Here is a 24,903-nt window from a genome sequence, read left to right as displayed (position 1 = left end):
CGGCGGTCAGCCCTTGGACAGTGCCCTCACCCCTGGGGTCTTGCCAGCGCCCCGACGCGCAGCACGCACCCCGCAGGGTCGCCCATCGGAGCCAGGTCGATGTCGTCGGGGTCACCACCGGCGGCCTCGACCATCGCCTCCACGAAGCCCAGGTGGACGGTGCACACGATCTCGGGATTGCGGCGTGCCGCGGACAGGATCGGGCAGGCACGCAGGACCAGGCGGCCAGTGGCATCGGGTTGGGTCGGCTCGAAACCGAGCCGCGCCACGTGTGGCCCCAGGTCGGTGGGGCGGACCCCGTCGGCCCCCGCCACCTGGGCATTGCCCCAGGTGCGCCCCGCCTGACGAGCCACCTCGACGCCATTGGGCATCGAGGCGATCTGCTCCGACAGGACCTTGGTGAGCAGTTCGTAGTCGCGGGCGACGTCCTCGGCGGCGCTGGTGGCCCGGTACATCAGGGCCGGGCGTCCGCGACCGGTGGGCCGGGCGGACTCGCGAGCGACCAGTCCCTGGTCGAGCAGGGCGTCGAGATGTTCGCGCACCGTGTTGGGGTGCAGCTCGAACTCCTCGGCGATTTCACGCACCGAACAGAGCCTGCCGCGCTCGCGCACGGCATCGAGCACCGCCGCCCGGGCCGAGGACATCGACATCTGCGCAGTGGGCTCTGGCGGTCCGCTCGGACCCTGTGTTGGCATGCGCAGGAGTTTACAAGGTCCCTCTCCGGAAGAATCGGCAAGGGGTCACCACAAGTCCCAGGAGCAGTCAGGCCCCCACGGCGGGCAGGACCTGGGCCAGGTCGGCGGGGCACCGCACATAGGCGGCCAGCAACCGTGCCACCGTCTGGCCGCGTCCCACGGGATCGTCAACGGTCCACTGGCCTGCCAGATCCTGGGTACGCCCATCCCCCTTGACCGCCACCACGTCGGTGTCCGAGAGCACCAGGACCAGCGCCAGGCCGTGCACCTGGGCCCACTGGGCCGCGAGCTCGGTGCGGTCGGCGGCGCTCAACCCATCTCCGCACAGCCGCACCAGGTCGTCGGCGGCCACGAAGAGCAATTCCCCAGTGGCTCCCACGACGGCGGCAATCTCGTCGACGAGCACCAGTGCCCCACCGGACTCGTCGGCAAACGGCACCTGGAGGTCACAGGAGGCCACTGCCGCACCCTCGCCGAGCCAGGACAGTCCGCCCTGGTCCAGGCCTGTCCCGGCATCGAGACGGGTGACCAGGTGCCGCCACTGCTCGTCCTGCGTCCTCGGTGAAGCGGTGGCCTCCTGCAGCACCGCAGGCATCCCGCCAGCGACCAGTGCGTCCCGAGTCGCTGTGGCAGAACCTTCGAGGTCACGGCTGGCACGGACGAGCAGGAACATGCCTCCCACGCTATCGGCCGCCGCGCCGGCTCAGGCAGGCACCCCGAAGACGTCTGCCGCACGCACCTGCTCCCAGCGCGAGGGCGCAACGGCGCACCGGTTGGCAATCTCCAGCACCTCCACCTGTGAGCCCTGGGCCCCCAACCTGGTGAGTCGCTCCAGGCAGGCCACGTGGAGCGCCCCCTGGCCGGCCAGCCAGGCGCTGAAGGCCATCATCACCAGCGGCCCGCTCGCCCAGGGCTCGGGCGTGGTGGCCACCACCTGGGTCCAGAAGTCGAGGGCTGGCTGGGCCTCCCGACGCCCCAGACGCATCCAGAGCCGCTCGCGGGTGACCTCGTCCCCCGCCAGCACTGCTGCCTGGGCCAGCAGGGCCTCCCATTCGAGAAGGTCGCCCTGCACCTCCACCGGGATCCGCTGCGACCCGGCAGCCTGGACTGCATCCAACCCTGCCTGCTGGAGTTCAAGTGCACGGGCCTCCCAGTGGGTCCAGTCCAAGGGGTGCAGCCGGTCCTCCGCGTCCAGCAGCCGGTCCTCGAGCCCCGACGACGGGTCGGGACCCTCGACCACGGCGACGGCATGGCCACGGTCCGGCGCACGCACCAGGCCGGCCACGATGGCCTGGGCCACCACCGGCAGCCCCTCCAGCTCCTCGACGTCACCGCCGGCATGGTCGGGCATGGCCCAGCGCGAGCGCCAGCGACGTGTACCGACGTGGATCGAATCGAGGACCCGCGACGGGTCGGCCCACACTTCCGCCCGTCCCAGCACCTGCTCGGCCAGGTCCTCGTCCTGGCTCCAGCAGGCGAGCAGCACCATGGGGTCGTCGAACTGGTCCAGTGCCGTGCTGATGCTGTCGCGGGTCGCTTCCTCGTGCAGTACACCCTCGGCCGCCACCGCGCCGGTGAGCACGAGGCGTCCCGAGGCGATCACGACGAAGACGAGCTGTTCGCAGGGTTGGTAGCCCAGAAGGTAGGGGGCCAGGGCCAGGAGGTCCTGGCTGTCGGAAAGTCGCAGGCGGGTGATGTCATCGTCCATGCCCCTTTATTGTCGAGGTGGCGCCGGCGAATCCGTCAGTGATCCACCGCCGAACCACCCTTGCAGCAGACCCGGCAATCTGTGGACAACAGGCTCCTGGGAGCGCAGCGCGTCACAACGGGCGACTAGGCTGGCCGCACCATGACCCAGCCCCCCAGCCGCGACCCGCGCCAGCCCTTCGGCCAACGCCCCAGCAATGGGCGCGATCCCCGCCAGCCCTTCGGACAGCCGGCCCCCACCCCGGGCAGCGAGCCTCATCCCGGGCAGCCACAGGCGCCGACCTCGTTGCCACCCGAACTCGCGGCACCGCCCCGCAGCCGGCTCCCCCTGCTCCTGTCGTTGCTCGCCCTGGCCATCATCGGAGGCCTGCTGTGGGGGGTGGCGCGGATGGGTTCTGGGCCCGAACCGCAGACCACACGCCCGGCGCCGACCGCCAGCATCCCGACCGAAGGGGCCACCGCCGCGGACCCGACGCCCGGACGCGCCCCCGCCACCGGGAACCTGCGCTCGATCCCCTTCGCCAATGCCGAGGAGGCCAGCGCCGGCACCTTCGAGATCCTGCGCGACGAATGGACCAGCGAGGGCCTGGTGCTCACCATCCGGGTGAGCCTCACCCAGGGCCAGCAGCGACTGGACTTCTTCGCACTCGACAACGGGCCCACGGCACGCCAGTACGACCCGTCCTCAACGGGCAACGACTACCTGGCCGGGCAGCCGATCCGGGCCGGGCAGACACTCACCGGGCCCGTGCTGTTCGAGAAGGAGCGTGGCGACACCACCATCTTCCTGGCCGGCACGCACGGCCGCCAGGTGGCGGCCCTCAAGGTGGAGGGCTGACCAGCCCCCCGACTCAACGATGCACGACCACCCGATCACCGGTGCGGGCCTGGTCGAACAGGGAGGCGACCGCGTCGTAGTTGCGCACGTTGACACAGCCGTGGGACGCGCCGTTGTAGCCGCGCGCCGCGAAGTCGGCCGAGTAGTGGATCGCCTGGCCGCCCGAGAAGAACAACGCGAAGGGCATCTTGGTGTGGTACAGGGTGCTCACGTGGTCGCGGGACTTGAAGTTCACCTGGAAGGTCCCCTCCCGGGTGGGCGTCAGCTCGGACCCGAAACGCACGTCCATCGTGGAGCGCACCGTGCCGTCGACCACCCAGCTGAGGGTGCGGCTGGTCTTGGAGATGCAGATGACCCGGCCGGTCATGCAGCGCGGATCGAGACGTGCCGCCCGCGCCTTGGGCTGACGGTTGGCCAGCTCGTCGGCGGTCGGCTTGCGGGTCATGGCATTCAGCCGGTCCAGGGTGCGTTGGTCGACCTCTCCCGTGGTGGGGATGCCGCGCTTGGCCTGGAACTGCTCGACGGCGCTGACGGTGGCATCGCCGTAGGTGTCGGTGACCTTCCCGGAGAACCAGCCGATCTGCTTCAGGCGCGCCTGGAGGTCCTTCACCGAGGCGCCGGTGGCACCCTTCTTGAGCAGGGCCGGGCCGGGGCGAAGGATGTTGTGCATCTGGTCATGGGTGGGCTGCTTGGTACGGCCAACCAGTTCCTTCCAGGTCCTGTCATCGACGACACCGGTGGCCTGCAGTCCCCGCTTGGCCTGGAAGCCGCGCACCGCTGCAACCGTGTCCTCGCCCAGCTTCCCGGTGATCCTGCCCTCGAACCAGGCCAGCTGCTGCAGCCGGTGCTGCAGCTCGCGCACCTTCTCCTCGCCGCTGGCAGCACTCACCACGGCGCTGGGGGCGGCGCTGGGGGTGGGGCTCACCGAAGGGCTCGCAGTGACACTCGCCGAGGCACTCGCCGTCGCACCGGCGCTCGGGGGCTGGGACGGACTGGGCGATGCAGGCGCCGAGCTGACGGACCCACTGACCGAGGGCGAGGCAGCGGTCGTGACGGTCACCGACGCTTTGCCGGGGGCCGCGGTGGGCTCCACGTGCGCGCAGCTCGTCAGGCCCGCGAGGGAGACGAGGCCGAGCAGGGCTGCGCCGCGGCGGAGGTGGGCTGGGGTGTCGGTCACGTCTCTCCTTGAGGGGCTTGGGTCCGGCTAGTCACCCTAGGCCAGATGGGGTCCATGACCGCCCCTGCCACGCCCGCCACAGCCAGCCTTCAGACGAGGACAGCCCTGAACGGCTGCAGCTGGCCCAGCAGTCGCCGTCGCAGCACTTGGGCCTGCTCGGAGAAGCCGCGCTGCCGTCGCACGTACTCGGCACGCCCCTCCGGGGTCTCGACGGCCACCGGCTCGTAGCCCCAGCCGGACAGGTCATAGGCACTGGCCTGCATGTCAAGCTCGCGGATCTCGAGCGCCAGCCCATAGCAGTCCAGCAGCAGGCCGGAGTCCACCAACGGCAGCATCTTGCCGCACCACTTGTAGAGATCCATGTTCGCGTGAAGACAACCCGGCTGGTCCATCTCAGCCTGGGTCTCACGCGTCGGCGAGAGGCTGTTGAGCGGCACCGCGTCTTCGGTGAAGAAGCGGAAGGCGTCGAAGTGGCTGCACCGCACGCCCACCTGCTCCACCACCTCCGCCACGCGCGCGGGGTCGAAGCGTAGCGGCAGGTGGCTGTGCCGGGTCTGGTCGGGCCGCAGGTGGTAGACCATCGCCCACTCGTGCATGCCGAAACAACCCAGCGCCGCCGGCCGCTCCGCAGTGCGCGAGAGCAGCTCCACGGTCCACTCCAGCGTCCGGCCGCGCCGCTCGAGGAAGGCCTCGACGTCCACCTGCGAGCGGCCGTCCTGGTGGCGATAGAACTTCAGCGCGAACTGGCCGTCCGGGTCGTCGAGCACCACGCCGGCACCGGGATGCCAACGCACCAGCTCACCGGGGCGCAGGGTGTAGTAGTCGAACAGGAAGTCCTCGACCGGATGGCGCTCGCCGCGACGGCGCCGCTCCACCACCCCGGCCAGCAGCGCCTCGGCGCGCTCCCGATGTGCCCCGGCGCGCGCCTGCCAGTCCTCCTGCGACAGCACCTGCGCGGCCTGGTCACAGGGGCCTGCGGGCACTCACACCACCTCGACGGTCGGGTAGTCGGGGGTCCACATCAGCTGGTGGATCTCCTGGATCGGGTCGGTCATCTTGTGCCGTGCCAGACCCTCCTGCTCGGCCCTCTCGGCAACGGCCTTGGCGACCCAGGCCGAGACCGCCCGCAGACGGCCCATGCTCGGCAGCAGCGAGGCACCGGGAGCGCGGGAGGTGACCATCTGGGCCACCGCCTCGGCCGCGGCGGCGATCATGCCGTCGCTGACCCGGCTCGCCTCGCAGGCTGCCACGCCCAGCCCCAGGCCGGGGAAGACCAGCGCATTGTTGGCCTGCGCGATGACGTGCCGCACACCGTCGTGGACCACGGGCTCGAAGGGCGAGCCGGTGGCGATCAGGGCGCGGCCATCGGTCCAGGCCAGCAGGTCTGCTGGGACGGCCTCCGCCTTGGCTGTCGGATTGCTCAGCGGCATGATGATCGGCGTCTCGCAGTGGCGCGCCATGTCGCGCACCAGCTTCTCGTCGAAGGCGCCGGCCTGGGCCGAGGCCCCGACCAGGATCGTCGGGTGGGTGTTGCGCACCACGTCGGCCAGCTCGTGGCGGCCCGGCGCATCGCAGATCCAGCTCTCCAGTTCCTCGGCGGAGCGGGCGTAGGGCTGCTGGAAGTCGCGCATCGGCAGCCCCTCGCGCAGCAGGCCGCGTGAGCCGAGCCCCCAGAAGCAGCCCAGCGCGTCCTTGCGCTCCATCCCCTGCAGCACCATCTCCTCCACCAGCAGGTCGGCGATGCCGATGCCGGCGGTTCCGGCTCCGTGGATGACGATGCGCTGCTCGGCCAGCGACTGGCCGCTGCGACGCACGGCGCTGAGGATGGCGGCCACCACCACGGCCGCCGTGCCCTGGATGTCGTCGTTGAAGGTGCAGATCTCGTCGCGGTAGCGCTCCAGGATGCGGTGGGCATTGCTGGCCCCGAAGTCCTCCCAGTGCACCATGGCGCGCGGGTAGAGCTGGGTGACGGTCTCCACGAAGCGCTGCACGAACTCGTCATAGCGTTCGCCGCGCACGCGGGCGTGCCGGTAGCCGAGGTAGGTCTCGTCGGTGAGCAATTCGATGTTGTCGGTGCCCACGTCCAGCACGACGGGCAGCACCCGCCCGGGGTGGATGCCGGCCGCTGCGGTGTAGACGCTGAGCTTGCCGACGGTGATCGCCACGCCTCCGACGCCCTGGTCGCCGATGCCCAGGATCCCCTCGGAATCGGTCACCACCACCAGGTCGACGTCGTCCGGCCCGTGGCCGTAGCTCTTCAGCCCGGGCTCGATGCCGTCGGGGTCCTCGATGGACAGGAAGATGCCGCGTGGACGGTGGTACCAGTGGCTGTAGGTCTCGATCGCCTTGCCGATGGTCGGGGTGTAGACGATCGGCAGCATCTCCTCCAGATGGTCGGTCAGCAGGCGGTAGAAGAGCGTCTCGTTGCGGTCCTGCATCGTGTTCAGGTAGACGTACTTGGCCAGGTCGTCGTCCAGTTCGGTGTACTGCGAGTAGACGCGCTTGAGCTGCTGGTCCATCGTGACCACCTTGGGCGGCAGCAGCCCGTTCACGTTGAGGTCGATGCGTTCCTGTCGCGTGAAGGCGGTGCCGAAGTTGGTCAGCGGATCGGTGAGCACCTCGCGGCCGCGCGAGGCGATCCGCACCGTGTACGCGCCGTCGTCGCCCTTGACATAGCTGTAGTTGGCCATGGCACAAGACTAGGCCCGCCCACGGACAGGTGGTCGCGGCCCCTGCCCGGACGGTGGCTCAGTAGCCCAGGGGCGCCAGGCTCTGGCGCAGCGCGTCCGCCGAGGCGTGCAGCGAGGAGACCTCATGGGCGTCCATCGGGATCTCCAGCACCCGCTCGATTCCCGCTGAGCTGACCAGCGTCGGCAGCGAGAGGGCCACGTCATGGATGCCGTAGTAGCCCTGCAGCACGCTGGACAGCGGCAGCGAGGTGCGCGTCGGCGAGAGCAGGGCCTCCACCAGGCGGGCACCGGCCAGGCCGATGGCGTAGTTGGTGGCACCCTTGCCCTCGATCACGTCATAGGCCGCGTGCGCGGCCGTGTGCGCCAGCTCTGCCAGCACCTCGTCGGTGAAGACCTTCTTGCCGGCATGGCTCCACTCACGGATCGGCACCGACGAGATGTTCGCGCTGGACCAGACCGGGAACTCGGAGTCGCCGTGCTCGCCGACGATGGTGGCGTGCACATTGCTCTGCGCCACCTTGGTGCGCTGGGCGATCAGGTAGCGCAGGCGGGAGGTGTCGAGCAGGGTTCCGGTGGAGAAGACCTGCGCGGTGGGAAGACCGCTGACCTTCTGCGCGACGACGGTGAGCACGTCGCACGGGTTGGTGACCAGCACGAACATGGCATCGGGAGCCTGCTTCACCAGGTCGGGCATCATCTGCTCGAGGATCTTCGCATTCGTGGCGGCCAGCTCCAGCCGGGTCTGGCCCGGCTTCTGCTTCGCACCGGCGGTGATCACCACCACCGAGGAGTCCTTCACCACCGAGATGTCGTCGCCACCCATGACCGTGGAATGGGTGAACTGGGTGCCGTGGGCGAGGTCCTTGACCTCGGCGTCGACCTTCTTGGAGGCGATGTCGTAGAGGCTGACGACGCTTGCCGAGCCACGGATCAACGCGGCATAGGCCAGCGAGGTTCCCACCGCCCCCGCTCCGATGATGGACAGCTTCGACTGGTGACGGTTCGACTTTGCCATACCCCCAGACTAGTCCGCGACGGGAATGGTCGTAGCTCGTCCCAGTTCCTGCCAGGCCTCCAGCAGCACATCCTCCGGCGGGGACTCGATGATGGTCACGCTGCCCTGTGCGCGCAGCCCCACCAGGCGCAGGGCGTCACCTCGGGCCTTCTTGTCCAGGCTCATCGTGGCGCGCACGGTCTCCCACTTCGCAGCGTTGTAGGCGATCGGGAGGCCCACCGATGCCAGCACCTCCCGGTGGCGTCGCACGACGGCCTCGTCCAGCCCAACCAGGCGGTGCGCCACCTCGGCGACGAAGACCATGCCGATCGCCACCGCCTCGCCGTGCCGCCAGGAGAAGTTCTGGTGCTTCTCGATGGCGTGGGCCAGCGTGTGGCCGTAGTTGAGCGCCTCGCGCCCCACGGCATCGACGGTGCTGGTGGCCTCGCGCAGGTCGGCCGAGACAGTGGTGGCCTTGACCTGCACGGCTCGGCGCACCAGTTCGGTGAAGCGCACGCTGGTCACGTCGATGCTCTCGTCCGGATCCTGCTCGACCAGCTCGAGGATGCGCTCGTCGGCGATGAAGCCGCACTTGATCACCTCGGCCAGGCCGGAGACCAACTCGGCGCGGGGCAGCCCCTGCAGCAGTTCGAGGTCGCAGATGACCCCCAGCGGCTCGTGGAAGGCGCCCACCAGGTTCTTGCCGGCCGAGACGTTGATGCCGGTCTTGCCGCCGACGGCCGCGTCCACCATGGCCAGCACCGTGCTGGGGATGCTGACGTAGCCCACGCCCCGCAGCCAGGTGGCCGCGACGAAGCCGGCCAGGTCGGTGGTCGCACCCCCGCCCAGGCCGATCACGACGTCGGAACGGGTCATGCCGAAGGCGGCCAGCTCGTCCCAGCAGTCCTGCAGCACGGCGGCGGTCTTGGCCTGTTCGCCGTCGGGCACCTCGACCGTGTGCATCTGGTACCGCGGGTCGAGACCGGCACACAGGCGTGCGGCCGCATCGGCCATGACGGGTGGGTGGATCACCACGACGCGGCTGGCCGGCCCCACCAGGCGCTCCAGCTGGTCGAGGGCTCCGGGTGCGATGTGCACCTCGTAGGGGCGTTCGGCCTGCACGGTGATCGTGGCCATCAGTTCTCCTCGTCGGTGACCGTGACGCCGTGGTGGGCCAGGATCTCGCGGACCACCGCCCCGGCCGAACGGTGGTTGGTGTCGACGGCCAGACTGGCCACCTCCTCGTAGAGCGGCGCGCGCTCATTCATCAGCCGCACCATCGTGGAGTGGACATTCCCGCCGGCCATCAGGGGGCGGCCGTTGCCGGTGATGCCCACCCGGCGTCCGGCCTGGCGGGCATCGACCTGCAGCCACACGACATGGCGGCCGGCCAGCACCTGGCGGGTCCCCGCGTCCATCACGGCGCCACCGCCCAGGCTGACCACGCCCGGGCGCTGCACGGCCTCGCGGGTCAATTCCGCCTCCAGGGCGCGGAAGGCGGGCTCGCCGTGGGTGATGAAGATCTCGCTGATCGGCATTGCGGCACGCTCTTCGACCAGCTGGTCGACGTCGACGAAGTCGACACCGAGGCGACGGGCCAGCTTGGCGCCAACCGTCGACTTGCCGGCTCCGGGGGCCCCGACCAGGACGATGGTCTCGGGCAGCTCGGTGCGGTCGAGGGGCTCAGCCATGGACCTGCAGCCCCCGCTCGGCCACCTCGGCCAGATAGGTGTCGAGGTTGCGGCGCGTCTCGGACACCTGGTCGCCGCCGAACTTCTCCAGCACCGCCTCGGCCAGCACCAGCGCCACCATGGCCTCGGCCACCACACCCGCGGCCGGGACGGCGCACACATCGCTGCGCTGGTGGTGGGCGCGGGCCTCGTCGCCGGTGGTGACGTCGATGGTGCGCAGCGCCTTCGGGACGGTGGCGATCGGCTTCATGGCCGCCCGCACGCGCAACAGCTCGCCGGTGCTCATGCCCGCCTCGGTGCCACCGGCATGGTGGCTCAGGCGACGGATCCCGTCCGGGCCGGAGGCAATCTCGTCGTGGGCCTGCGAGCCGCGCACCCGCGCCAGCTCGAAGCCGTCGCCCAGTTCGACGCCCTTGATCGCCTGGATGCCCATCAGCGCGCCGGCCAGGCGAGCGTCGAGGCGACGATCTCCCTGCGTGTGGGAGCCGAGGCCCGGCGGCAGGCCCCAGGCCAGCACCTCCACGACGCCACCCAGCGTGTCGCCCTCCTTGTGGCAGGCCGCCACCTCGTCCTGCATGCGCTGGCTGGCCTCGGAGTCGACGCAGCGCAGCGGGTCGGCGTCGATCGCCTCCAGCTGGTCGATGGTCGGGAAGTTCCGCGCCGCCTTCACCGGGCCGAGCTCGACGACGTGGCTGAGCACGGTGATGCCCGCGGCCTGTTCGAGGAAGTTCTTGGCGACCTGCCCGATGGCGACCCGGGCGGCGGTCTCGCGGGCGCTGGCGCGTTCCAGCAGCGGGCGGGCCTCGTCGAAGCCGTACTTCTGCATGCCGGCCAGGTCGGCGTGGCCGGGACGCGGCCGAGTGAGCGGGGCATTGCGCGCCTGGGCGTCGAGCACCTCCTGCGGCACGGCGTCGGGACTCATCACCTCGGTCCACTTGCGCCATTCGGTGTTGCCCACCATGATCGCGATCGGTGAGCCGAGCGTCTCGCCGTGACGGAAACCGCCCAGCAGGCTCACCTCGTCGGCCTCGAACTTCATCCGGGCGCCACGTCCGGCCCCCAGGCGACGGCGGGCCAGGGCATGGCGGATGTCGTCGGAGGAGACCTTCACGTGGGCAGGGATGCCCTCCATCGTGGCGATCAGGGCCTGTCCGTGGGATTCACCGGCGGTGAGGTAGCGCAGCATGCCCACCAGTCTCTCAGAGTCCGGCCCTGCACCACAGCTCCTGCTAGCTCGCGGACACCCTCCGCAGCAGCTCGTCGTGGCCGGCCCTCCACAGCCGCTGGAAACCGACCTCTCCCCCGGTGATGAGGCGGACCTGTTCGACGGCCTGGCCCGCCAGCAGGTCAAGGCCGTTCAGCACCGTCGCGCCAGCCCGCTCGGCGGCGGAGGCGAGCGCGGTGGGCCACGGGTCGTAGATGCAGTCGAAGAGCACCGGCGCGCTGGCCGTCAGCTCCTCTGCCAGGTGGTCGGCCCCGCCGCCGGGCACCGTGGAGAGCAGCAGGTCTGCCTCCAGCACCTGGCCCGTCTCCAGGGGACGCACGGCTGCCAGCATGCCCAGCTGGTGGGAGCAGAAGATGCGCAGCGACTGGGCACGTTCCGGGTCACGGGCCAGGATGACGGCGCGTTCCACGCCCAGCTCGCGCAGGGCGACCACCGCCGAACGGGCCGTCGCCCCATTGCCGATGACCGTTGCCGAGTCGGCCGAGGTGATGCCACGCTCGGCCAGCGCCCGCAGGAAGCCACCGACGTCGGTGTTGCGCACGATCGCCTCGGAGCCGTCGCGCACCCACGTGTTCGCCGCACCGACCAGCTCGACCAGTTCGTCACCGGTGCCGTGGCGACGGATCGCCTCCTTGTGCGGCATGGTGACGCTCAGGCCTCGCCAGCTCTCGTCGAGACCCTCGACGAGGGAGTCCAGCTCCTCGGGAGCCACCTCGATCGCCTGGTAGGTCCAGTCCAGCCCCAGCTCGGCGAAGGCGGCCCGGTAGAGCGCCGGCGAGAGCGAGTGCGCGGCGGGGTCGCCGATCACCGCGCACTGCAGACCCGTGGTGGCAATCATCCGACCGGGCAACCCGACTTGTCCTTGGCCGTCTTGCACCAGGCCTCCCATTCGGCCTTGTTCTTCTGGTGCTCCTCGTAGGTCTCGGCGAACTTCGTCTCGCCGGTCTTGAAGTTGACCGTCAACCAGTACAGGTAGTCACTGTCCTCGGGGTTGAGGGCAGCCTTGATGGCGTCCTCACCCGGGGCATTCATCGGGTGCTTGGGCAGGCCGGCATTGGCATAGGTGTTGAAGGAGTTGTCGGTGCCCTTCTCCTTGAAGCCCTTGGGCAGCGGCTCGTTCATCGGGATCTGCAGCTGGTAGTGGGCCGTGGAGTCCAGCTGCAGCGGCATCCACCGGTCCAGACGGTTGTAGATGACGCCTGCCACCTTGGCCTGGTCCTTGCCCACGGCCTCGTCCTCCAGAATGGAGGCCACCGTCATGATCTCTTCCGGCTTGCGGTCCAGTTCCTTGGCACCGGCCTCGAGGTCATTGCGGTTCGCCACGGTGGTGAACTGCTTGGCCATCAGGGTCAGGATCGACTTGGCGGTCGGCTGCTGGCCGATCTCGTAGGTCGAGGGGAAGAGGTAGCCCTCGGCAGAGTCGCCCACCCACTCCGGCAGGCCGAGCGCCTGCGGGTCCTTGGCGGCCGCCTCGAAGTCCTTCACCGGGATCTTGGTCCGCTTGCTGAGCAGCTCGAACTGCTCGCTCATCCACAGGCCCTCGGGGATGGTGACCTGGTTGCGCACGATGTTCTTCTCGTCGAGCAACCCCTCCACCGCCTGGGTGGCAGGGATCTGGGTCTGCAGGCGGTAGGTGCCGGCCTGGATCTTGTCCGCCTGCTCGTTCTTCCTGGAGGCCTTCAGGTAGGCCTTGCGTGACTTGACCACGTCCTGCTCCACCAGCACGTCGCCAATGTCGCCGCCGCTGGCACCGGCCGGGATGGTCACCAGCACGGCCTTGCCACCGGGCCCCGGGTAGTCGTCGGCAGTCTTGTACTCGGTGTACGCCGTGTTCGCCTTGTCGTAGACGAACCAGGCGCCACCGACCAGCACCGCCAGGCTGAGCAGGACGGCGAAGGCGCTGCGCGCGTGGTAGCCGATCTTCTTCCAGTTCCGGTTGCCGTCATTGTCCATGAACAAGCCGCTCACGGTGCCTCACCTTCTGCCTGGCTGTGGTCGCGACCCTCTGCGAGGGCCTGTTCCAGAATGGCGACTGCCGCCATCTGGTCGATCATCCCGCGCCGCTGGCGCGAGTTCTTGCCCGCCTGGGCGAGCTTGCGGTGAGCCGTGGCACTGGTCATGCGCTCGTCCACCAGGGTCAGCGGCAATTGCGGCTGCCGAGCGGCCAGCCTACCTGCCACCTCCCGCATCTGCTGTGCCGCAAGCCCCTCGTCACCCTTCAGGGAGACCGGCAGGCCCAGCAGCAATTCGACCGGCTCGTACTCGGCGACGAGCTGGTCGATCCGCCTCAGCACCTGTTCCGGGTCCTTCGGCGTGTTCGTCACCGTTTCGACCGGGTAGGCCAGGATCCGTTGCGCGTCGCACGCGGCGACGCCGATCCTGGCCTTGCCCCAATCGAGGGCCAGCAGCACTCCTGTGCGGGTCTGCACCCGCTCAGCCCCGCAGTGCCTGCTCGACGGCCGCCAGGGCCTGGGGCGCACCGGCACCATTGGTGCCACCGCCCTGCGCCAGGTCGTCCTTGCCACCGCCCCTGCCGCCCAGCTGCTCGGCGGCCACGCGCACCAGGGCACCAGCCTTGGCGCCCTTCTCGCGCGCGGCCGGGCTGGTGGCCACGATCACGGCGGGCTTGTCCTGTGTGCCGCCCACCAGGGCGACGACGCTGGCGACGTCACCGAGGCGTCCGCGCAGCTCGGTGGCCATGGTACGCAGGTCATTGCCGCCCACGCCGGGCACCTCGCGGGTGACCACGGCGATGCCGTTGACGTCATGGGCGGTGGCGAGCACCTCGGAGAGTCCGGCCATCAGCTGCTGCGCCTTGAGTGCGGCGATCTGCTTCTCGGCGGCCTTCAGGTCGGCGACCAGGCGCTCCACGCGCTCGGTGAGCTGCTCGGGGCGGGTCTTGAGGATGTCGGTCAGGCCGTGCACCAGGGCACGCTCACCGGCCATGTGCTTGAAGGCGTCGGTGGAGACCAGCGCCTCGATGCGGCGCGCACCTGAGCCGATGGACTGCTCGCCCACGATGTCGATCATGCCGATCTGGGCCGATCCGGCCACATGGGTGCCGCCGCACAGCTCACGGCTCCACGCACCGCCCATCTCGACCATGCGCACCACGTCGGGGTACTTCTCGCCGAACATGGCCATGGCACCCAGCGCCTTGGCGTCGTCCAGCTTCATCTCGGTGGCGTTGACGCCCAGGTTGTCGCGGATCGCGATGTTGCAGCGCTCCTCGATCTCTGCCCGCAGCGTCGGGCTCATGGCCTGCTGTGCCTGGTAGTCGAAGCGCAGGTAGCCGGGCTTGTTGTAGGAGCCGGCCTGGGTGGCGGTGGGGCCCACCAGCTCGCGCAGTGCGGCGTGCACGACGTGGGTGGCGGTGTGGGCCTGGCAGGAGCCGAGGCGGTGCTGGGCATCCACCTGCGCCTGGACACCGGCGCCGGTGCCGAACTCGATGCCCTCGGGCACGACGACCTTGTGCACCACCAGTCCGGGGACCGGGCGCTGCACGTCGACCACGTCGAGGGCGGTGCCGTCGACGGTGATGGTGCCGGCATCGCAGTCCTGGCCGCCCGCCTCGGCATAGAAGGGGGTCTCGGCCAGCACCAGCTCGACCGTCTGGCCCGCGACGGCGCGGTCGCTGCTGGCGCCGTCGGCGATGATGCCGCGCAGCGTGGTGGGCACCGACAGCTCGCTGTAGCCCAGGAAGGGCGTCTCGCCCTGTTCGCGCAGGCTTCGGTAGGCCTCGGTCGAGGCGACCGTGCCCTTCTTCGCCTTGGCGTCGGCCTTGGCCCGGGTGCGTTGCTCGCTCATCAGCGCCTTGAACTGCTCGGTATCGACGCTCAGGCCCTGCTCGGCCGCCATCTCAAGGGTCAGGTCGATCGGGAAGCCATAGGTGTCGTGCAGCTGGAAGGCCTTGTCACCGCTCAGCACCGCAGCCCCGGACTGCTTGGTCTGACCGGCCGCCAGGTCGAAGAGCTGGGTGCCCTGGGTCAGGGTGCGACGGAAGGAGTCCTCCTCGTTCTTCGCGACGGGCAGCACCCGGCTCCACTGGCTGGCGACATCGGGATAGGAGGCCTGCATCAGTTCCTTGGAGACGCCCATCAGCTCGGGCAGCACCGGGTCGTTGACGCCGAGCAGCCGCATCGAGCGCACCGAGCGGCGCAGCAGGCGGCGCAGCACATAGCCCCGGGCCTCATTGCCGGGGGTGACGCCGTCGGTCATCAGCATCAGCGAGGAGCGCACGTGGTCACCCACGACGCGCAACCGCACGTCGTCATCGGCATCGGCGCCATAGCGCTTGCCGGCCATCTCGGCGGCGCGCTCGATGACGGGGAAGACCTCGTCGATCTCGTACATGTTGTTCTTGCCCTGCAGCAGGTAGGCGATGCGCTCCAGGCCTGCGCCGGTGTCGATGTTCTGGGTGGGCAGCTGGCGGGCGATGTCGAAGTCGTCCTTGGCGCGCACCGCCGAGAGGTCCTCCTGCTGGAAGACGAGGTTCCAGATCTCCAGGAAGCGGTCCTCGTCGGCCTCCGGGCCACCGTCGGCGCCGTATTCCGGGCCGCGGTCGATGTAGATCTCGCTGCACGGGCCGCCGGGGCCGGGCACGCCCATGTTCCAGTAGTTGTCCTTGAGGCTGCGGCCCTGGATGTGGGCGGGGTTGATGCCGACCTTCTTCCAGTACTCGATCGCCTCAACGTCGCCGTCGGGGTAGTCGGGGTGGAAGCCGGGTCCTAGCACCGTCACCCAGACCTTCTCGGGGTCGAAGCCGAGGCCACCGTCGGCCTGCGAGGAGGTGACCAGCTCCCAGGCGTAGGCGATCGCCTCGGGCTTGAAGTAGTCGCCGAAGGAGAAGTTGCCCAGCATCTGGAAGAAGGTGCCGTGACGGGTGGTCTTGCCGACCTCCTCGATGTCCAGGGTGCGCACGCACTTCTGGTTGCTCACCGCACGCTTCCACGGGGCGGCCTCCTCACCGGTGAAGTACGGCTTGAAGGGCACCATGCCGGCATTGACGAACAGCAGCGTCGGGTCGTTGTACAGCAGCGATGCGCTGGGGACCACGCTGTGGCCCTTGCCTGCGAAGAAGTCCAGGTAGCGACGACCGATCTCAGCGGCTCTCATCAAAGGTGTCCTTGCTCGTGTGGTCTGCAGTGGTGTCGGTGGGTGCAGCGTCGTCCAGCCTATCGGCTGGGCGCACACTCGCACCGGCGGTGAGCTGTGCGGAGGCTGCGCGGTGGCGCCGGGGACGTCGGCCCTGCACCCGGCGCTGCACGTCGCGGGCGGCCGAGGCCCCGCGCCCCACGACCTCGGCGGTCTTGACCAGCGGCGCGCTCATCACGGTCGAGACGTTCGCGGCCTGTTCGGTCATGGTCGAGGCATTCTGGCTCATCCGGGCCAGCTCCTCGGTCACCTGCGACAGGCGCGCAATCTCCTCGGTGGTCGTGGAGACGGTCCCCTTGAGCTCGTCGAGGATCGGGGTGGAGCTGTCCCCCAGCTTGCGCACCGCCAGGCGCAGCTCGTCCATCACCCCGCCCAACTTCAGCAGCGGAACTGCGCTCAACGCGACGAAGACCACCGCGGCCGCAGCCGCGATCAGCCCGGCAATCTCACCCCAGGACATCCCACTCCTCTTCCGCAGCCCTGCCCTGCCCCCACCGGCACGCCCGGCCGGGTGGCGGGGACTGCGCTGGCCACTGTAGTGGAGGGCCCTGACAGTGGCCGGTGACTCGCGGTGTGCGTCCTGAGCGAACACTGGCGATCCGTACTGACACGGGGCGCGCTAAGGACACTAGGGTGAAGGCGCCATCTTCCCCGGGCGCGTGCCGTGCCGGGGCTGCCGTTGCACAGAAAGTTGGGCGCCACATGAATGACCAGCAGGACAAGCACCAAGAGACGAAGGCCAAGAAGGACGCACCGCACCCCGACGACCCGCGCAAGCCCGCCTCCCCGAGCGATGTCAACAAGCCGGGCTGGAAGTTCACCTTCAAGAACGCGCTGCGCGAGTTCGGCAATGACCAGTGCACCGACCTGGCTGCGGCACTGACCTACTACACGGTGCTGGCGCTGTTCCCGGGCCTGCTGGCCCTGGTCTCGGTGCTGGCCCTGATCGGCCAGTCCGAGGGCGGCATCCAGGCCCTGCTCGACGTGGTCAAGCAGCTGGCGCCCGCCGACGCCTACGGCCAGATCGAGGGCCCGCTGAAGCAGATGGTCAACTCGCCCGGCACCGGCATCGCCCTGTTCATCGGTATCGCCTCGGCCCTGTGGTCGGCCTCGGGCTATGTCGGCGCCTTCGGCCGCGCCATGAACAAGGTCTACGAGATCGAGGAGGGGCGTCCGATCTGGAAGCTGCGCCCCGTCAACCTGCTCATCACCCTCTTCCTGGTGATCACCGCCGCCCTGATGCTGGTGGCGCTGGTAGTCTCCGGCCCCATCGCCGAGGCGGTTGGTGACGTGGTCGGCCTGGGCAGCACCGCTGTCACGGTGTGGAACTGGGCCAAGTGGCCGGTGATGCTGGCGCTGGTGGTGCTGATGATCGCCGTGCTCTACCACTTCACCCCGAATGTGCGTCAGCCCAAGTTCCGCTGGCTGTCCACCGGTGCCGCCGTCGCGCTGGTGGTGTGGATCCTGGCCTCGGTGGCCTTCGGTCTCTACGTCGCCAATGCGGGCAACTACTCCAAGACCTACGGCGCGCTGGCCGGTGTGATCGTCATGCTGCTGTGGATCTACCTCACCAACCTGGCGCTCCTCTTCGGCGCCGAGGTGGACTCCGAGCTCGAGCGTGCCCGCCAGCTGCAGGCCGGCATGCGCGCCGAGGAGACCCTGCAGCTGCCGCCCCGCGACACCCGCCAGTCCGAGAAGGCCGAGCAGAAGGAGGCCGAGGCCGTCGCCGAGGCCCGCGCCGTGCGCCTGCAGGCCACCGGCGGGCTGCAGCCGGGCGACGAGCCGGCCCGCAAGCCCTCCACCAAGGGCCCGGAGCTCGACTCCGACGGCTTCGTGAAGTAGCCCTCCCCACGCCCCGCTGGGCCACCGCGAGCAGTGCCCGCCACGGATCCGTGGCGGGCACTGCTGCGTCCTGCAGGGTGGGCACTTTCTCGCCCTTCGGGATGACGCATGGTGGGCTGAGTGGAAACCGAAGATATTTCGGTGAGAGGATGGTGCGTCCATCAGTGTCCGGGAGGATTTTGCGCATGAAGCATCCGCCAAGGTCTGCTGTCCTTGCAGCAGCCGCCTGCACCGCACTGCTCGCCAGTGGGTGCGCCACCAACCTGAGCGGATCGGGCCTCCCGACCAGCTCAGCCGGGTCCGAGCTGCCTCCGGTCCAGGCAAGCCAGGAGCTCTTCGCGCAGCTCCCGGCCAGCATCCAGCAGAGCAAGAAGATCGTCGTGGGCACCAGCCCCAGTTACAAGCCCGTCGAATTCCTGGAGGGCGGCACGATCAGCGGCATGGACATCGACCTGTTCAATGCCGCCGCCCAGCGGATGGGCGTCGAGGTGGAGTGGAAGCAGAGCCCCTTCGACCAGATCCTGATCGGCATCCAGGCCAAGAAGTACGACGCCGGCGTCTCCGCCTTCACGGTCACGCCCGAGCGCACAAGGACCGTCGACATGGTCAGCTACCTCTCGGCCGGATCGCTGTGGGTGGTGCAGCAGGGCAACCCGAAGCAGGTCAAGGCCGGCGAGCCCCCGTGCGGACACTCGGTCGCCGTCCAGGTGGGCGTGGTGCAGGAGATGGAGATGAAGCAGGCCCAGTCCAAGTGCAAGGGCAATCCCATCAAGCTGCTCAGCTTCTCCGACCAGGGCGAGGCCAACACCGCCATGATGAGCGGCCGCGCCGACATGATGGCCGCCGACTCCCCCATCGCGCTGTACGCGGTCAAGATGAGCAATGGCAAGCTCGAGGAGCTCGGCAAGAGCTATGACACCGCCCCCTACGGCGTGGTCAGCCGCAAGGACCAGCCCGAACTGGCCAAGGCCATCCAGGCCGCCTACACCGACCTCAAGGAATCAGGCCACTACGAGCAGATCCTCGCCAAGTGGAACCAGACCGACGGCGCCGTCGAGACCTTCGAGGTGAACGGCAAGTGAGCACATCCGTGTCCGGCACCCAGCAGACCACCGCCACCGAACCCCTCGAGGTCGTTCCCGTCCGTCACCCGTGGCGCACGCTGAGCGCCATCCTGGTCGGCGCCATCCTGCTGATGATCGTGCACCAGCTGGCCACCAATCCCGCCTTCGACTGGCTCTTCACCCTGGACGCGATGCGCCAGGTGCCGGTCGCCAAGGGCTTCTGGCTCGGTGTCATCATGGTCACCCTCGGCTCCATGGTGGTCGGCGTGGTCGGCGGCATCATCCTGGCCGTGATGCGGATGAGCGACAACACGCTGCTCAGCGGCGTCGCCTTCGCCTATGCCTGGTTCTTCCGCTCCATCCCCCGCTACGTGCTGCTGTCGATCCTCGGCGCGGCCGGCGCCTTCTTCCCCAATGGCGTGGGAATCGGCATCCCCTATGACCGCGAGCTGATGAACCTGATGGGGCTGGACGGGACCCTGCGGATCGCCACCCTGGACGCCAACCAGCTGTTCACCGGCTTCCTCGGCGCCATGCTGGGCCTGGGGCTGTCCGAGGCCGCCTACTTCAGCGAGATCGCCCGCTCGGGCATCATCAGCGTCGACAAGGGCCAGATGGAGGCCGCCACGGCGCTGGGCATGACCCGCCAGCAGGCCATGAAGCGGATCATCCTGCCGCAGGCGATGCGCGTGATCATCCCGCCGATGGGCAACGAGACGATCGCCATGTTCAAGGACACCTCGCTGCTGATCGCCCTGCCGCTGTCCACCGAGATGCTGTATCAGCTTCGCAGCATCGGCAGCAACTACTACAAGATGATCCCCGTTTACATGGCGGCCTGCCTGTACTACCTGATCACCACCAGCATCATGATGGTCGGCCAGAGCTGGCTGGAGAAGCGCTTCGGACGCGGCCAGGCCCCGCTGTCCTACACCGGAGGAGACCACTGATGAGCAGCGCCGACCAGTCCAGTGACGTCCAGGCCAGCGACGTCCAGGTGCGCGCCCTCGACGTGCGCAAGTCCTTCGGCCCGCTCGAGGTGCTCAAGGGCATCAACCTCGAGGTGCGCCGTGGTGAGGTCGTCTGCCTGCTGGGGCCGTCGGGCTCGGGCAAGACCACCTTCCTGCGCCTGATCAACCAGATGGAGACCATCACCGCCGGCGAGATCTGGGTCGACGGCGAGCAGATCGGCGTGGAGCGTCGCGGCGAGAGGCTCTACCAGCGCACCGACAAGGACATTGCCCGCCAGCGTTCCACCATCGGCATGGTCTTCCAGCGCTTCAACCTGTTCCCGCACAAGACCGCCCTGGAGAACATCACCGAGGCGCCGATCGTGGTCAAGGGGACGAACAGGGCCGAGGCCGAACGCCGTGGACGCGACCTGCTGGAGCAGGTGGGACTGGGCGACCGCGCCAATGCCTTCCCCAGCCACCTGTCGGGCGGCCAGCAGCAGCGCGTGGCCATCGCGCGCGCACTGGCCATGGATCCCGACCTGATGCTCTTCGACGAACCCACCAGTGCACTGGACCCCGAGCTGGTCGGTGAGGTGCTGGCCGTGATGAAGGACCTGGCCAGCAAGGGCATGACGATGGTCGTGGTCACCCACGAGATGGGCTTCGCCCGGGAGGTGGCCGACCGGGTGGTCTTCATGGACGGCGGCGTCGTGGTCGAGCAGGGGCCGGCCGCCGAGGTGATCGACCACCCGCGCGAGGAGCGCACCAAGGCCTTCCTGGGCCGGGTCTCCCGCTGACCCTGCCACCCTCGGCGCCAGGTGTGCGGCCCAGCCCCCGATGTCGGGGGCTGGGCCGCACACATGCTGGGGCAGGGCGCCAGGACCACTAGGATTACCCGGTGACCACGCAGCCAGGACCAGTTCAGCCCGGACCAGTTCGACCGGGGCGACCCCTGCCCGGACGACCCAGTGACGACGCCTTCGGGCCGGGCATCGACCCCGACGACATGGCCACCACCCTGCGTGTTCTCGACGAACTGGCGGCGCTTGAGCTGGAGCACCCCGACCAGATCGCCTTCAAGCAGGCCGTCAACCGGATGAACCGGACGATCCGCGCCCTCCGCCGCCGGGCCGTGCGCCAGCCGATCATCGACGCCGACAACGAGGTCCTGGCCCGCACCGCGACCGCCTCGCCGCAGCGGATCGACGACGAGACCGCCGGCATCCCGCTGGTCTCGACCGCCACCGGCGCCATCGCCGGCCACCTCAACGAACCGCGCGGCTGCTACATCTGCAAGGGCGAGTACACCCAGGTCGATGCCTTCTACCACGACCTGTGCCCCGAGTGCGCGGCCTTCAACCACAGCAAGCGCAACCAGCGCTGCGACCTGACCGGTCGCCGGGCCCTGCTCACGGGCGGCCGGGCCAAGATCGGCATGTACATCGCGCTGCGGCTGCTGCGCGACGGGGCCGCGCTCACCATCACCACCCGTTTCCCGCACGATGCGGCACGGCGTTTCCGCCAGATGCCCGACTCCGACGAGTGGATCGACCGGCTGCAGATCGTCGGCATCGACCTGCGCGACCCCACCCAGGTGGTGGCGCTGGCCGACGAGGTCGCCCAGGCCGGACCGCTCGACATCCTCATCAACAACGCCGCCCAGACCGTGCGCCGCTCCCCCGGCGCCTACTCGCACCTGGTCGAGGGCGAGAAGGCGGCACTGCCCACCGACCGGCCGATGCCCCGGATGCTGACCTTCGACCACATCTCCGAGGCACATCCCGCCGCCCTCGTCGGGGCCGGGGGAAGCCTGTCGGCCGCGCTGGCCAGCCAGTCGGCCGCGGAGCTGGCGGCGCAGGCACTCACTGCCGGCAATGCCTCGCTGGAGCGGCACCTGGCCGGCACCGCCATCGACGCCGGCGGCCTGCTGCCCGACCTGGCCCGCGAGAACTCCTGGACCAAGACCGTCGACCTGGTGGACCCGCTGGAGATGCTCGAGGTGCAGCTGTGCAACTCGACCGCACCGTTCATCCTGATCAGCCGGCTGCGGGAGTCGATGCGGGCCAGCAGCGCCCGTCGCAAGTACGTCGTTAACGTCTCGGCCATGGAGGGCCAGTTCGGACGCCGCTACAAGGGCGCCGGGCATCCGCACACCAACATGGCCAAGGCGGCGCTGAACATGCTCACCCGCACCAGCGCCCAGGAGATGTTCGAGACCGACCAGATCCTGATGACGGCCGTCGACACCGGCTGGATCACCGACGAGCGCCCGCACGACGAGAAGCTGCGCATCGCCCAGGGGGGCTGGCACGCCCCACTCGACCTGGTCGACGGCGCCGCGCGCGTGCTGGACCCGATCTGGCAGGGCGAGCAGGGCGTCGACCTCTACGGCGTCTTCCTCAAGGACTACAATCCCTTCCCCTGGTGATCCGGCGAGCATGACAGGCTGGACCCCATGGATGACCTGAGAGCCTATCTGGCCGACGTGCACCGTCGGGTGCTTCCCGAGACCGGGGGCGAGGTCGCCTCCTACATCCCGGCGCTGGCCGAGGCAGATCCCGAGCCCTTCGGCATCGCGATCGCCACCGTTGACGGCCAGCTGCACGAGGCCGGCGACGCGCGCACCGAGTTCTCGCTGCAGTCGGTCTCGAAACCCTTCACCTATGCGCTGGCGCTCTCGGAGGTGGGTTTCGACGCGGTGGACGCCGCGATCGACGTCGAGCCCTCAGGTGAGGCCTACAACCGCATCTCGTTGCAGGACGAGACGGGCCGGCCCGACAATGCCCTGATCAATGCCGGGGCCATCGCCGCCACCAGCCTGCTGCCGCACAAGGGCCGGATGTCGCGCCTGCTGCGCTTCTACTCCTCGCTGGCCGGTCGCGCCCTGCACGCCGATGCGTCGATCGCGATGGAGGAGGTGGAGAACGGCCACCGCAACCTGGCCATGGCCCACCTGATGCACTCCTTCGACATCCTGGGCGACGATCCGGTGGAGGCCACTCGCGACTACTGCGCCGCCTGCGCCACGATGGTCACCACCGCGGACCTGGCCTGGATGGCCGCCGCCCTGGCCAATGGGGGCACCCAGCCGGCCACCGGCCAGCAACTTCTGGAACCCCTGGTGGTGCAGCGGGTGCTGTCGGTGATGACGATGTCGGGAATGTACGACGAGGCGGGTTGGTGGATGGTGCGCGTCGGGCTACCGGGCAAGTCCGGGGTCGGTGGCGGATTGATCGCCGTCGCCCCGGGGCAGTTGGGCCTGGCCGTCTTCTCGCCGCGGCTCAACGAGCACGGTTCCAGCGTGCGCGGCGTGGCCACCTGCGAGATCGTCAGCCGGGACCTTGACCTGCACGTGATGGGGCCGCGGCGCTGAGCCCCCAGGATGCCGCGCGCGGGGCGCTGTGGCGGACCGTCCAGGGTCAGTCGCGTCCCAGCAGGCCGCGCAGGGTGCGCACCCGGTCGGCGATCTGTGCCTCGTTGCCGTGCTCGGTGGGCTGGTAGTAGCGGGCCTCCGCGAGCACGTCGGGCAGGTACTGCTGGCGGGCCACGGCGTGCGGGTGGTCGTGGGCGTACTTGTAGCCCTGCCCGTGGCCGAGCTGCTGTGCCCCCGAGTAGTGGGCGTCGCGCAGGTGCGGCGGCACCAGCCCGGCACGACCTGCCGCGATGTCGGCCCGGGCCGCGGCGATGGCGGTGGTGACGGCATTGCTCTTGGGAGCGGTCGCGGCGGCGATGGTGGCGTGGGCGAGGGTGAGCTGCGCCTCCGGCATACCGATCAGTTGCACCGCCTGGGCCGCGGCCACGCAGGTCTGCAGCACGCTCGGGGCGGCCATGCCGATGTCCTCGCTCGCGCTGATCACCAGCCGCCGGGCGATGAAGCGCGGGTCCTCACCGGCCTCCAGCATCCGGGCCAGGTAGTGCAGCGAGGCGTCCACGTCGGAGCCGCGCACGCTCTTGATGAAGGCGCTGATCACGTCGTAGTGCTGGTCGCCGTCCTTGTCATAGCGCAGGGCGGCGCGATCCACCGACTTCTCGACGATCTCGGCGGTGATGGTCTGCGAGTCCATCGCCTCGGCGCCGGCGGCAGCCTCCTCCAGGTAGGTCAGGGAGCGACGGGCGTCTCCCCCGGCGAGCCGGATGATGGTGGAGCGGGCCTCGTCCTCGATCTCGAAGCGCCCGCCCAGTCCGCGCTCGTCGGACAGGCCCCGGTCGACCAGCGCACAGATGTCGTCGTCGGTGAGCGGGCTGAGGGTGAGCAGCAACGAACGCGAGAGCAGGGGCGAGATCACCGAGAAGGATGGGTTCTCCGTGGTGGCCGCGATCAGCGTGACCAGACGGTTCTCGACGGCCGGCAGCAGCACGTCCTGCTGGGCCTTGCTGAAGCGGTGCACCTCGTCGACGAAGAGCACCGTCGCCCGGCCGTTGGCCAGCTCACGACGGGCGATGTCGAGTTCCTGGCGCACCTCCTTCACACCGGCGGTGACGGCGGAGACCTCGACGAAGCGACGCTGGGTGGTGTGGGAGACCACCGAGGCGATGGTGGTCTTGCCGACCCCGGGCGGGCCCCACAGGAAGACGCTCATCGCGGCCTGCCCCGAGGCCAGACGGCGCAGCGGGGAGCCGGGGCCGAGCAGGTGCTGCTGCCCGACGATCTCGTCGATGGTACGTGGCCGCAGCCGCACCGCAAGCGGCAGCTGATGGTGTCCGGCGCCACCGAGCGAACCGCCGTCCAGATGCCCGGCAGCGCCCGAACCCTGCGCCAGCACGGTCTCGGGAGCGGGGTCGTCGGGATTGCCGAACAGGTCAGTCACGCCACCGATCCTAGTGACCACCACCGAATTCACCAGCCGATCGGGGCGGGCTTTACCATGGCCGA

23 protein-coding genes are annotated in these 24,903 nt (G+C 69.5%); 7 read left to right on the top strand and 16 right to left on the bottom strand.

The window, feature by feature from the left end; all coding sequences use genetic code 11:
- Positions 1-26: 26 nt before the first annotated feature.
- The 3 genes from ACYVKA_RS16230 to ACYVKA_RS16220 all read right to left on the bottom strand — a co-directional run bounded on the left by ACYVKA_RS16230 (position 27) and on the right by ACYVKA_RS16220 (position 2,403).
- Positions 27-650, bottom strand: coding sequence for a helix-turn-helix transcriptional regulator (locus ACYVKA_RS16230; protein WP_460707010.1), 624 nt, complete (start codon positions 648-650; stop codon positions 27-29).
- Between the two features lie 112 nt (positions 651-762).
- Positions 763-1,368: a hypothetical protein gene (locus ACYVKA_RS16225; RefSeq protein ID WP_460707008.1), complete on the bottom strand. Its 606-nt coding sequence runs from the start codon at positions 1,366-1,368 to the stop codon at positions 763-765.
- 30 nt (positions 1,369-1,398) lie between these two features.
- Positions 1,399-2,403, bottom strand: a complete 1,005-nt coding sequence (locus ACYVKA_RS16220) for a DUF4192 family protein (RefSeq protein WP_460707006.1) — start codon at positions 2,401-2,403, stop codon at positions 1,399-1,401.
- Between the two features lie 141 nt (positions 2,404-2,544).
- Here ACYVKA_RS16220 and ACYVKA_RS16215 point away from each other — a divergent pair, with 141 nt between their 5' ends.
- Positions 2,545-3,240, top strand: a complete 696-nt coding sequence (locus ACYVKA_RS16215; protein WP_460707005.1) for a hypothetical protein — start codon at positions 2,545-2,547, stop codon at positions 3,238-3,240.
- A 13-nt stretch (positions 3,241-3,253) separates the two neighbouring features.
- On the opposite strand, the gene ACYVKA_RS16210 is transcribed toward ACYVKA_RS16215, so the two are convergent.
- The 12 genes from ACYVKA_RS16210 to ACYVKA_RS16155 form a co-directional block, all read right to left on the bottom strand.
- Positions 3,254-4,417: a L,D-transpeptidase family protein gene (locus ACYVKA_RS16210; RefSeq protein WP_460707003.1), complete on the bottom strand. Its 1,164-nt coding sequence runs from the start codon at positions 4,415-4,417 to the stop codon at positions 3,254-3,256.
- An 89-nt stretch (positions 4,418-4,506) separates the two neighbouring features.
- Positions 4,507-5,400, bottom strand: a complete 894-nt coding sequence (locus ACYVKA_RS16205; protein WP_460707001.1) for a 3-methyladenine DNA glycosylase — start codon at positions 5,398-5,400, stop codon at positions 4,507-4,509.
- Positions 5,401-7,107 (bottom strand): NAD-dependent malic enzyme, encoded by a 1,707-nt coding sequence (locus tag ACYVKA_RS16200; protein WP_460706999.1) that lies wholly within the window; start codon positions 7,105-7,107, stop codon positions 5,401-5,403.
- Between the two features lie 58 nt (positions 7,108-7,165).
- Positions 7,166-8,122 (bottom strand): L-lactate dehydrogenase, encoded by a 957-nt coding sequence (locus ACYVKA_RS16195; protein ID WP_460706997.1) that lies wholly within the window; start codon positions 8,120-8,122, stop codon positions 7,166-7,168.
- Positions 8,123-8,131: 9 nt separating this feature from the next.
- Positions 8,132-9,238 carry a 3-dehydroquinate synthase gene (gene aroB / locus ACYVKA_RS16190; RefSeq protein ID WP_460706996.1) on the bottom strand — a complete coding sequence of 369 codons (1,107 nt, stop codon included), beginning with the start codon at positions 9,236-9,238 and terminating at the stop codon, positions 8,132-8,134.
- Entirely contained in the window at positions 9,238-9,792 is a 555-nt protein-coding gene (locus ACYVKA_RS16185) for a shikimate kinase (RefSeq protein WP_460706994.1), read from the bottom strand. Before ACYVKA_RS16185 ends, aroB begins: the two co-directional genes overlap by 1 nt.
- Positions 9,785-10,978 carry a chorismate synthase gene (gene aroC / locus ACYVKA_RS16180; RefSeq protein ID WP_460706992.1) on the bottom strand — a complete coding sequence of 398 codons (1,194 nt, stop codon included), beginning with the start codon at positions 10,976-10,978 and terminating at the stop codon, positions 9,785-9,787. Before aroC ends, ACYVKA_RS16185 begins: the two co-directional genes overlap by 8 nt.
- A gap of 43 nt (positions 10,979-11,021) precedes the next feature.
- Positions 11,022-11,855, bottom strand: coding sequence for a shikimate dehydrogenase (locus ACYVKA_RS16175; protein ID WP_460706989.1), 834 nt, complete (start codon positions 11,853-11,855; stop codon positions 11,022-11,024).
- Positions 11,852-12,985 (bottom strand): endolytic transglycosylase MltG, encoded by a 1,134-nt coding sequence (gene mltG / locus ACYVKA_RS16170; RefSeq protein ID WP_460706987.1) that lies wholly within the window; start codon positions 12,983-12,985, stop codon positions 11,852-11,854. Before mltG ends, ACYVKA_RS16175 begins: the two co-directional genes overlap by 4 nt.
- Positions 12,982-13,428 (bottom strand): Holliday junction resolvase RuvX, encoded by a 447-nt coding sequence (ruvX, locus tag ACYVKA_RS16165; protein ID WP_394277155.1) that lies wholly within the window; start codon positions 13,426-13,428, stop codon positions 12,982-12,984. Before ruvX ends, mltG begins: the two co-directional genes overlap by 4 nt.
- Positions 13,429-13,450: 22 nt before the next feature.
- The gene (alaS, locus tag ACYVKA_RS16160) at positions 13,451-16,132 is read right to left on the bottom strand and encodes an alanine--tRNA ligase (RefSeq protein ID WP_460706986.1); all 2,682 of its coding nucleotides are present in this window, start codon (positions 16,130-16,132) and stop codon (positions 13,451-13,453) included.
- Positions 16,119-16,631: a DUF948 domain-containing protein gene (locus tag ACYVKA_RS16155; RefSeq protein ID WP_460706983.1), complete on the bottom strand. Its 513-nt coding sequence runs from the start codon at positions 16,629-16,631 to the stop codon at positions 16,119-16,121. Before ACYVKA_RS16155 ends, alaS begins: the two co-directional genes overlap by 14 nt.
- Positions 16,632-16,873: 242 nt before the next feature.
- Between ACYVKA_RS16155 and ACYVKA_RS16150 the strand changes: the two genes are divergently transcribed.
- The 6 genes from ACYVKA_RS16150 (at position 16,874) to glsA (ending at position 23,403) form a co-directional block, all read left to right on the top strand.
- Positions 16,874-18,013 (top strand): YihY/virulence factor BrkB family protein, encoded by a 1,140-nt coding sequence (locus ACYVKA_RS16150; RefSeq protein WP_460706981.1) that lies wholly within the window; start codon positions 16,874-16,876, stop codon positions 18,011-18,013.
- A gap of 185 nt (positions 18,014-18,198) precedes the next feature.
- Complete coding sequence (locus ACYVKA_RS16145; RefSeq protein ID WP_460706979.1) at positions 18,199-19,095, top strand: ABC transporter substrate-binding protein; 897 nt, start codon at positions 18,199-18,201, stop codon at positions 19,093-19,095.
- The gene (locus tag ACYVKA_RS16140) at positions 19,092-20,027 is read left to right on the top strand and encodes an amino acid ABC transporter permease (RefSeq protein WP_460706977.1); all 936 of its coding nucleotides are present in this window, start codon (positions 19,092-19,094) and stop codon (positions 20,025-20,027) included. The genes ACYVKA_RS16145 and ACYVKA_RS16140 overlap by 4 nt, the downstream gene beginning before the upstream one ends.
- A complete protein-coding gene (locus ACYVKA_RS16135) occupies positions 20,027-20,827 on the top strand; it encodes an amino acid ABC transporter ATP-binding protein (RefSeq protein ID WP_460706975.1) in 801 nt (266 codons plus the stop codon). Before ACYVKA_RS16140 ends, ACYVKA_RS16135 begins: the two co-directional genes overlap by 1 nt.
- A 101-nt stretch (positions 20,828-20,928) precedes the next feature.
- Entirely contained in the window at positions 20,929-22,458 is a 1,530-nt protein-coding gene (locus tag ACYVKA_RS16130) for an SDR family NAD(P)-dependent oxidoreductase (RefSeq protein ID WP_460706973.1), read from the top strand.
- Positions 22,459-22,485: 27 nt separating this feature from the next.
- Positions 22,486-23,403 (top strand): glutaminase A, encoded by a 918-nt coding sequence (glsA, locus tag ACYVKA_RS16125; RefSeq protein ID WP_394277150.1) that lies wholly within the window; start codon positions 22,486-22,488, stop codon positions 23,401-23,403.
- 46 nt (positions 23,404-23,449) lie between these two features.
- On the opposite strand, the gene ACYVKA_RS16120 is transcribed toward glsA, so the two are convergent.
- A complete protein-coding gene (locus ACYVKA_RS16120; RefSeq protein ID WP_460706972.1) occupies positions 23,450-24,838 on the bottom strand; it encodes a replication-associated recombination protein A in 1,389 nt (462 codons plus the stop codon).
- Positions 24,839-24,903: the final 65 nt, after the last annotated feature.

The organism is Luteococcus sediminum (assembly GCF_054783495.1).
Note: the sequence above shows the minus strand (reverse complement) of the source record. Positions and strands in the feature narration are given on the sequence as shown.